Below are 9,281 nucleotides of genomic sequence, written 5' to 3'. Positions count from 1 at the left end.
CGCACGCGCGCGGACCTCAGGTGAGTAGCGATTTGCCATTTTGCTTTTTGTCATAACCATCATCCTTACTTAAGTTGATGGTCTCCGACAAACTCAGCGCGATTCATTTTGACCGAGTATGAGGCCGGCGCGAAGTGCGCTGATCTGTGCCGCAAGCACGGCATGTCGGAAGGCACCTTTTATGCGTGGAAGGCAAAGTTTGGCGGGATGACGGTTTCCGATGCCAAAAGGCTCAAGGTGGACCTGTCACGGTTTGAGGCCGCTCCTTTGATAACATTTACTGCAACAAAGGAGATTACCATGGGACTGAAACGGACGGACGAATTTCGCCAAGATGCAGTGCGGATCGCGCTGACCAACGGGTTAATGCGGATTTCAGAATTACCGGACAGCGATTTTGCTAAATCCCGGACAGCCATTTCAGTAATTACCGGACAGTTCGGGCGCGGCTGATGGTCTGCCTGCAGTTATGTTTCTGATGGCATCGTTTCGCGGTTTTCCATGTGGGTCAAGTTCTCGTTTTGATCCTTTCTACGCATACTGTCTCCCTTGAGTTCGATGCGGTGGGCATTGTGAACAATTCGGTCCATGATGGCATCTGCGATTGTGGGTTCGCCGATCATGTCGTGCTAACCTGAGACGGGCAGTTGGGCGGTTATGATGGTAGAGCGGCGCTGATAGCGTTCTTCGAAGAGTTCGAGCAGGTCGAGGCGTTGCTGGTCCGTGAGTCCGTGGGTGCCCCAATCGTCGAGAATGAGCAGTTGGACGCGTGCCAACTTGTCGACCAGCTTAGGGAAGCGCCCATCAAGGCGGGCCATGGCCATGTCCTCAAACAGACGGGGCATGCGGACATAGAGCACGGTGTGATCCAGGCGCGCAGCTTGATGGCCGAAGGCGCAGGCCAGCCAGGTTTTGCCGGTGCCGGTCTGGCCGGTGAGGATGATCTGCTCCTTTGCCTTGATCCATTCACCTTGCGCCAGCGCGAGGACCTGACGGCGGTCGAGCCCTCGGCTGGCGGCGAAGTTGACGTCCTCTATGCAGGCGTTGGGGAAACGCATCCTTGCATTCCGCAGCCTGTTGTTGAAGCGTTTGCCGGCCCTTGCCGAAGCTTCACGGTCGAGCATGAGCCCAAGCCATTCGTTACGGTCAAGGGTGTGACCCGGGTCCTGTTCGGCGAGCGCCTTCCAGGCGTCTGCCATGCCTGTCATGCCAAGTGCAGCCATCTGGTCGAGGGTGGGATGTGTCAGCATGTGATGTTCCTTTTTGTGCTGAGGGTTACTGGTAGTAGCCAGCGCCGCGGATGTTGCCGTGGGCCGGGGTGGCGGTGATTGGTTGCGGCGGTTCCGGAGCCCGGTCCAGCCCTGTGACGAGGATGGAACGCACTGAGGCATATGAGACGGTCCCGACTGTAAGGGCGCGATCACAGGCCGCTTCCAACCTCTCGGCCCCGAACTGGCGCTGGAGGCTGAGCACGCCGAGGGCGGATCGATAGCCCTGCTCGGGATGCGGCCTGTCGCGCATCAGGCGCTCGATAAGCGCGGCCGTGTGATAGCCTGTCCGGGCTGCGCGGGTGATGAGGCTTTCTGGCGTCATGCCACCATAGCGCTGATGGGCCTTGGGCATGTGTTCCTTGATGGTGGTATGGCCGCCGCGCTGCCCACGCCGGTGATGCACAGCCACGCGTTCATGAGTGTGGAATATCTCGATCATACGGTGGGTTAGCCGGACATCGACCTTCCGCCCGATCAAGTGGTGGGGCACGGAATAGAAGCTATGCAGCACCTCGATATGATAGTCGGGATGTACCTTGGCCTGCTTCCATTCAGCATACTCAAAAGGCGTATCGGGCAAGGGCCTCAATGCAGCATGTTCTATCTGTGCAAAGAGGTCCTGTCGGGAACGGCCCACCCACCGCATGGTTCGCGCGTTGAGATCCACGAGCAACTCGGCAATGGCGACGTTCAGCGCCGCGATGGAAAAGAACTGCCGGTTGCGCAGCCGGGCCAGGATCCAGCGTTCCACGATCAGCACCGCACCTTCGACCTTGCCCTTGTCACGTGGCTTGCGCGGCCGCGTGGGTAGCACCGTCGTGTCGTAATGCTTGGCCATGTCAGAAAAGGTCTTGGTCACCGACGGCTCGAACCACAGCGGCTTGGCGACGGCCGCTTTGAGATTGTCGCAGACAATCGCCTTGGGCACGCCGCCAAAGAAGTGTAACGCCCGAACCTGGGCGTCGATCCAATCGGGCAACTTTTGGCTCAAGCTGGCCCAGGCGAACGTGTAATTGGACGCGCCAAGCACCGCGACAAAGATCTGGGCACGGTGCTCGTCGCCTGTCGCCGGGTCGATCACCGGGATGGTATGGCCCGCGTAATCGGTCTGCATCACCGCGCCAGCCTCATGGCGGTTGCGATACCGGGGGCTGATCCGGATCTCGAACTCCCTGTAGCGTTCACAAAACCAGGTGTAGCCATACCCGTCAGGATGCGCTGCCCGATACTCCTCCCAGAGCAGCAGCAGCGTCACACCCTTGCGCTTCATCTCAGCTGCCATCTTCGGCCAGTCAGGTTCTGTCAGGTCCCGGGGCGGACGCCCCACGCGCTGGAACAGAACCTGCTTCAGCGTGGTATCGTCATCCCGGCCCTTGGGCAGTGGCCAGCAGTTCAGCCCCGCCTCCCGAGCTCGGTTCAGATAGGTCGCCACGGTTGTCTTACTTAGCTTCAGGCGCGCGGCAACCTCACGCGCTGAAAGCCCCTGTTCATGCGTCAGCCGCAGTATCGCTCGTATGTCTTGCACAGTCGTACGCCTCGCTTGCTTCCGTCTTGGCATGGTCCCTCCCAGTCTTGTTCAAGACCGACAGAATGCCGTAACGGCGCAGGCGATGACCAACCGCGCACACGTCTCCCCAGTGCTGTCCGGGAATTAGTGAAACCCGCAGGTTAATGCGTAAGCAGGTGGCGGATGATCTTGGCGTCGGTATGTCGACGCGGAACAAATGGATCACCGCGCACAGAGACACAGACGTGGTGTCAAAAGAGGATTTAAGCCTCGCCCAAGAGAATGACCGGCTTCGGCGCGAGGTTCGCATCCTCAAGGAGGAGCGGGACATCCTAAAAAACTGTTCCGGGCCGCTGCCCGCCTGTGCGCGGTATAAACAGCCTGTGCTATGCTGCGGATGAAGGGCAGTTGCCGATGGCTTATTGGTGGGCTGGACCCCGTTAAAAAACGTGGCACATGGGCTGATGCGCACTTGAGAGTGGTGACGCCGCCATTGCGGTGATCCCGGTTAGGAAGATGAAGAACTTGCATGGCCCACGCCCTTCGCCTTGAACGGAGGAGACGTCATGACAAAGCGTAAGACCGGCGACCACCCGGACCTGAAGGTGGTCAATCCCAATGCGGCCGCGATCGACATCGGCTCGACGATGCATATGGCGGCTGTAAACCCTGAGACCGACATCATGCCTGTGCGCGCTTTTGGGACATTCACTCAGGATTTGCATGACCTTGCTGACTGGTTCCGGTCATGCGGCGTCACCAGCGTGGCGATGGAGTCGACCGGCGTTTACTGGATACCGGCATTCGAGATCCTTGAAGCGCATGGCTTCGAAGTCATCCTCGTGAATGCCCGATACGCCAAGAATGTGCCGGGCCGCAAAACCGATGTGAGCGACGCGGGATGGCTGCGCCAGTTGCATTCTTATGGGCTCTTGCGCGGCAGTTTCCGCCCTGAGGCGGAGATCGCCACTCTGCGCGCCTATATGCGCCAACGCGAGCGTCTGACGGACTATGCCGCCGCGCATATCCAGCACATGCAGAAGGCGTTGATGGAAATGAACCTGCAGCTGCATCATGTTGTGTCCGACATCACGGGCGCAACGGGCCTGCGGATCATCCGTGCCATCGTTGGAGGCGAACGTGATCCAGAGGCACTGGCAGCGTTCCGGGATGTCCGCTGCAAATCCTCTATGGACACGATCAAAGCTGCGCTGGTTGGTAATGACCGCGAGGAGCATGTCTTTGCCCTGACACAGTCTCTGGAGCTTTATGACTTCTACAAAGCACAGATCGCGACGTGTGATCGGAAGCTGGAGGCAGCAGTCGCCGCGCTGACTGTCCGGGCTGGCGATGATTTGGCTCCACTCCCGAAGGCACGGAGCAAAGGCAAGCAGCACAATGCGCCGTCTTTCGATGTGCGGGCCGCGCTTTACGGCGTGTTAGGCACGGACCTGACCCAAATCCACGGTCTCGGCCCATCTCTGGCCCTGAAGCTGGTAGCAGAATGCGGCACGGATCTGCGCACCTGGAAGAGTGCCAAGCACTTCACATCGTGGCTTTGTCTGGCTCCGGGCAACAAGATCTCTGGTGGTAAGTTGCTGTCCTCGCGCACGCGCCGATCTTCCAGCCGCGCCGCTGCCCTTCTCCGGCTGGCAGCCGTCACGATTGGTCGGAGCGACACGGCCCTCGGAGCGTTTTATCGACGACTATCGGCACGGATCGGCAAGCAGAAGGCGGTGACGGCCACGGCGCGCAAGATCGCAGTGCTGTTCTACAACGCCATCCGCCACGGCATGACATATCAGGATCAAGGTGCAGCGGCCTATGATGCACGACATCGGCAACGTGTCCTCTCAAATCTCCAACGGCGCGCCAAAACAATGGGTTACGCTTTGGCAACTATTCCCGAGACAGCGGCTGTTTCTTAGGAAAGCAACGCAGTTCTTCGCGAGCCAAAAGCCGTGAGGTTTAGGTTCGTGGAAGAACACCGGAATGCGTTTCCGGCAGCGCGCCTGTGTCAGGTTATGGATGTCAGCATGCGCGGTTTGCGGGCTTTCCGTAGTCGGCCAGCCAGCCGCAGGCAGCGGTTCGATCTGGTGACGCTGGCACATATCAAAGAACAGTCCCGTCTCAGCCTGGGCAGCTACGGCAGGCCGCGGATGACGGAAGAGCTGAAGGAGATCGGCTTGGATGTCGGGCACCGCCATGTTGGCAGATTGATGCGTCAGAATGGCATATCTGTTGTGAGAACACGCAAACATAAGGTGACGACCGACAGCGATCACAAGTTCAACATTGCGCCCAACCTATTGGATCGGAACTTCACTGCGGATCAACCAAACCAGAAATGGGCCGGTGACATCAGCTATGTCTGGACGCGCGAGGGCTGGTTGTATCTTGCCGTGATCTTGGATCTGCATTCCCGACGCGTCATCGGCTGGGCTGTGAGTAACCGCATGAAGCGTGACCTCGCGATCCGGGCGTTGGAGATGGCCATCGCGTTCCGGCAACCACCCAAAGGCTGCATTCATAACACGGATCGTGGCAGCCAATATTGTTCGCACGACTAACAGAAGATCCTTCGACAGCATGGGTTCAAGGTATCGATGAGCGGCAAGGGCAACTGCTGTGATAACGCGGCGGTCGAGACGTTTTTCAAGACCATCAAAGCAGAGCTGATCTGGCGGCATCCTTAGGAGACAAGGCGCAAGGCTGAGATGGCGATCTTTGAATACATAAACGGGTTCTACAATCCGCGCCGCCGCCACTCAGCATTGGGTTGGAAAAGCCCTGTCGCTTTCGAGCGAAAGGTGGCTTAAACAATTGGGGCGGCACAAAAGCGCGACAGGTCCACTCCCTGGTTCCAAAATTACCAAGCAAAGCGTCTACAAATCTAGGGGCACCTCAGGTGGCCGAGCAAATGCTGGATGCTTCGGCGATAAAGGAACTGCTCTCAAAAAATGGTAAGGCCCGCCGTGAAGCGCGAAGCCGTTACGCATCTGCAGGCTAGGTTGAACCTGTCGGAACGGCGGGCATGCAGAATTGTCGGGGCGGATCGCAAGATGATCCGTTTCCGTTCCTGTCATCCCGCGGACACTGAGTTGAGGGGCAAGCTGCGCGATCTGGCGAACGAGTGGCGCCGGTTCGGATACCGGCCCCTGTCCTGAGCTGATCCCACCCATGGTATGGTTGCCACAGGTGTGGGGCATAACTGGCGATGCGCATCTCGTCGATCAGAAGGTGCCGGAAGGAGGCCATGCGGGAGCCTTGGGTTGACGGTTTCAGCCGTGCGATGGACTTACGGCCAGACGCTTGGGAAGGGTTGCTCGACAGAGCCGATGTAGAAACCCAAGCCAGTCTGATTTTTCAGATGGCACTGCAGGACATTAGCACGGGCAACAGCAAGTTTTCCAAACAGGAAATTGAACAGATTGATCAGGAAGCCCCCAACTTAATCCTGAATTGTATGGCAACCATTTTACTCGAATCACGCCCTGAACTTGCTGGGACGGCTCCTGCCAATCTTCCAGGTATGCCGCACAAGGCTCACCTCGTCCGGGGAGGAATGATCCCTGTTCATGTGGCTCGGGCCGAAAGTACAAGGTAAGCGCCGGCCCCATCCCATAGATTTTACTGTTGCGCGGTGCGGGCCTTGGTTTTGATCCTGCACAACGAGCTCGTCAGGGAGTCCCGGACGAGGTCACTTTGCCGGGAAGATGTGCTGTGTGCTTGCCCATGGCATGAGGGCATCGATGTCGCGGGCGAGGTGGCCATTGGCCAGCTTCGTGAACAGATCGCGCAGATAGGCATAGGGTTCGACGCCGTTCATCTTGCAGGTGCCAATGAGACTGGCGAAGCGGGCCCAGTTGCGGCCGCCCTCATCGTGACCTGCAAAGAGCGCGTTGCGACGGTTCATGGCCGGGCTGCGGATAGCGTTTTCGACAAGATTGGAATCGATGTCGACGCGCCCGTCGTTGAGGAACAGCCGGAAGCCGTCTTGGCGCCGCAGCATATAGGCCATGGCCTCGCCGAGGTCAGATTTACGCGAGACGCGGGCGGCTTGGGCGGCCAACCATGCGAAGAACTCATCGACCAACGGGCGGGACAGCTCTTGTCTGACTGCGTGGCGGTGATCGGGATCACTGCCACGGATGGCATCTTCGACCTTGTAGAGTGCCGCGATGCGCAAAAGCGCCTCGTCGACGATAGGTGATCCCTTCTTGGGTTTGGCCTTGATCAGCTTGCGCCTGCCGTGCGCCCAGCAGAAAGCCAGCTGCAGCGGATCGCCACCTGTGCGCTTGGATGTGGCCAGATGGGTATAACCACCATAGGCATCGACCTGGATCGTGCCGTTGAAGCCGTCGAGGATTTCGGCGGCATACGCGCCTTTCCTCCCGGGACGATAATGGAACACCACACCCGGCGGCGCAGTCCCACCCCAACCGCGATCATCGCGTAACACGGCCCACAAATAGCCGGTCTTGGTTTTTCCACGCCCCGGGTCGAGAACCGGGGCGGTGGTTTCATCGACGTAAAGCCGCGTGCTCTCGGCCATCAGACGTTGGGCCATATGGTCAACAACAGGTGCGATCAGGGCACCGGTGCGGCCCATCCAGTCGGCCAACACGGATCAGTCGATCGGCACCCCATGCCGCGCCATGACCATGGCCTGCCTGTTCAGTGGCATGTGCTCGGAATGCTTGGAGACGGCAATCTGTGCCAGCAACGCCTCGGTGGGCCAGCTGCCCTCCAGCAGATGCGCAGGCGCCTTGGCTTGCACCACGCCTGCGCGCCCCTTGGGGCAGGCGTATTTCGGGCGGATCGTGACGATCACCTGATAGCGCGCCGGGATGTAATCCAGCCGCTCGGTCCGGTCTTCGCCAATCTTGACCATGTCCCCGCAGCCGCAGGGGCATGCGATACTTTCGGGCTCGACCACCCGTAGGGCGCGTGGCAGGCTTTCCGGCAGTGCCCGGGCCTTACGGCACGCACGCGGTTTGCGCTTCTCGGTGTCGGGTTCACTGGCTGCGATCCTGTCTTCGACAGCCGCAATCTGCGCCTGTGTCTCGGCGATGGCGGTTTCCAGATCTTCTAGCGCCAATTCCAACTGGGCGGGGTCCAGCTTCTCAGATTTCGGCCCGAACTTGGTGCGCCGGTAGTCCTGAACCTGGCCTTCCAGCTTCTCGATCAGCGCCTTCAGTTCGGTGATGAAAGCTTCCTTCTCGGCTACGACTGCCTGTTCATGCTGCCGTGCCGCACGTTCGACCTTCGCCTCAAACTGCGCGGCATCCAGCGCTGCCTTTTGGGCGGCAAAGGCCTTCACCACCTCGGGCGGCAGGTCCGGAAACTGGCTGAGATCAAGCGATTGTGACATGCGTTCTTCTACCCGATCCGGAATAGAAAGCCCAATAAAACAAAGTCAAACTGGACCCACTGAGTCATCCTGCCGCAGCCGGTGCCATCACCCTCTGCGCGACCACCCGCCGCCAGTCCAACCCCTCGAACAAAGCCTCAAACTGCGCCCGCGACAGCCGCATCACCCCGTCATGGACCTTGGGCCAAGCGAAGCTGCCCTGCTCCAGGACCTTGTAGGTCAGCACCATTCCGGTGCCGTCCCAAACCAAAATCTTCAAGCGATCCCCCCGCTTGGAACGGAACACCACGGTGATGCCAGAATGCGGATCCAGCTTCAGCTCAGTCTGCACGATCAAAGCCAGTGCGTTATGGCCGCACCGGAAGTCCACGGGCTTCGTTGCGATCAGGATCGGCAATCGCTGGCCCGCAACAATCACTGTGCCACCCGCAGCGCCTGCACCAGTGCGGCCGCGCGGGCCACCGGCACATCGCCAGGAATGCGCAGCACCAAATCAGCACCAATTTCCACGGCAAGTGTCCCCGAATGCGCCCCCTGTGTCATGGGGGTGGAAGGTGCCACTGGAAATGCCTCTGGCTCAGGTGCGAGTTCCAAAGTCACAAATGCCGCCTGGTCGCCACTGCTGTCTCCGTCTGCCACAGCAGGCAGAAGCTCCGACGGCAGCGGCAAAAGGCCTTGCCGCGCTTGCCTGCGCCAATCCGACAGCTGATGCGGAACAAGATCATGCCGCCTTGCGACATCCACAACCCGCACACCCGGCTGAAAGCTTTCAGCAACGATACGGGCCCTCACGTCATCCGGCCAGCTGCGGTTCCCACGCCGACGCGGTTCAACAATCTCGCAGCGACCAACAAACCCATCACCACCATCTGCCATGCGCATCCTCCAAATGATTGCGCTCAACATCTCGCAGACCCATCAGGTCGCAGAAATATCCCTAATCAATGGGGCCTGGACGGCGCTTACAGTACAAGCAGTGCTGCGGCCCGAATTGAAAATAATGAGTTCCGTTTTCCCTGTCTCGTCGGCCAGCTGTATGCGGTGGCCACGCCCCATTTATTTATCGGTTGCACGTTGTTGTGGCTGGTTGATGCGGAGGGCGGTCGGTAGCTCGTCAGGGACTACGAGA

4 protein-coding genes and 7 pseudogenes are annotated in these 9,281 nt (G+C 59.4%); 6 read left to right on the top strand and 5 right to left on the bottom strand.

All coding sequences use genetic code 11. From position 1 onward, the window contains the following. Positions 1-90: 90 nt before the first annotated feature. Positions 91-237: pseudogene (locus C7964_RS19485) on the top strand (transposase); the annotation flags it as partial. A gap of 230 nt (positions 238-467) precedes the next feature. On the opposite strand, the pseudogene istB reads toward C7964_RS19485, so the two are convergent. Beyond that, positions 468-1,250 (bottom strand): annotated as a pseudogene (istB, locus tag C7964_RS19480) (IS21-like element helper ATPase IstB). A 25-nt stretch (positions 1,251-1,275) separates the two neighbouring features. Next, a complete protein-coding gene (gene istA / locus C7964_RS19475) occupies positions 1,276-2,829 on the bottom strand; it encodes an IS21 family transposase (protein ID WP_110281215.1) in 1,554 nt (517 codons plus the stop codon). 92 nt (positions 2,830-2,921) lie between these two features. Here istA and C7964_RS19470 point away from each other — a divergent pair. The 5 genes and pseudogenes from C7964_RS19470 to C7964_RS20300 all read left to right on the top strand — a co-directional run. Next, positions 2,922-3,170 (top strand): annotated as a pseudogene (locus C7964_RS19470) (IS3 family transposase); the annotation flags it as partial. A 174-nt stretch (positions 3,171-3,344) separates the two neighbouring features. Beyond that, complete coding sequence (locus C7964_RS19465) at positions 3,345-4,706, top strand: IS110 family RNA-guided transposase (protein ID WP_110281214.1); 1,362 nt, start codon at positions 3,345-3,347, stop codon at positions 4,704-4,706. Next, positions 4,707-5,597 (top strand): annotated as a pseudogene (locus C7964_RS19460) (IS3 family transposase); the annotation flags it as partial. An 89-nt stretch (positions 5,598-5,686) separates the two neighbouring features. Then, positions 5,687-5,939, top strand: a pseudogene (locus tag C7964_RS20305) (IS3 family transposase); the annotation flags it as partial. A 418-nt stretch (positions 5,940-6,357) separates the two neighbouring features. Next, positions 6,358-6,405, top strand: a pseudogene (locus tag C7964_RS20300) (hypothetical protein); the annotation flags it as partial. 73 nt (positions 6,406-6,478) lie between these two features. Here the strand turns inward: C7964_RS20300 and tnpC are convergent. The 3 genes and pseudogenes from tnpC to tnpA all read right to left on the bottom strand — a co-directional run bounded on the left by tnpC (position 6,479) and on the right by tnpA (position 9,028). Beyond that, positions 6,479-8,152: pseudogene (gene tnpC / locus C7964_RS19445) on the bottom strand (IS66 family transposase). Between the two features lie 64 nt (positions 8,153-8,216). Further along, positions 8,217-8,549, bottom strand: a complete 333-nt coding sequence (gene tnpB / locus C7964_RS19440) for an IS66 family insertion sequence element accessory protein TnpB (RefSeq protein WP_220000206.1) — start codon at positions 8,547-8,549, stop codon at positions 8,217-8,219. A 17-nt stretch (positions 8,550-8,566) separates the two neighbouring features. Beyond that, positions 8,567-9,028, bottom strand: a complete 462-nt coding sequence (tnpA, locus tag C7964_RS19435; protein ID WP_110281211.1) for an IS66-like element accessory protein TnpA — start codon at positions 9,026-9,028, stop codon at positions 8,567-8,569. Positions 9,029-9,281 lie beyond the last annotated feature (253 nt).

Origin of the sequence: Loktanella sp. PT4BL (genome assembly GCF_003201935.1) — a bacterium.
Taxonomy (GTDB): Bacteria; Pseudomonadota; Alphaproteobacteria; order Rhodobacterales; family Rhodobacteraceae; genus Yoonia.
This window is presented reverse-complemented; position numbering and strand designations above follow the sequence as displayed.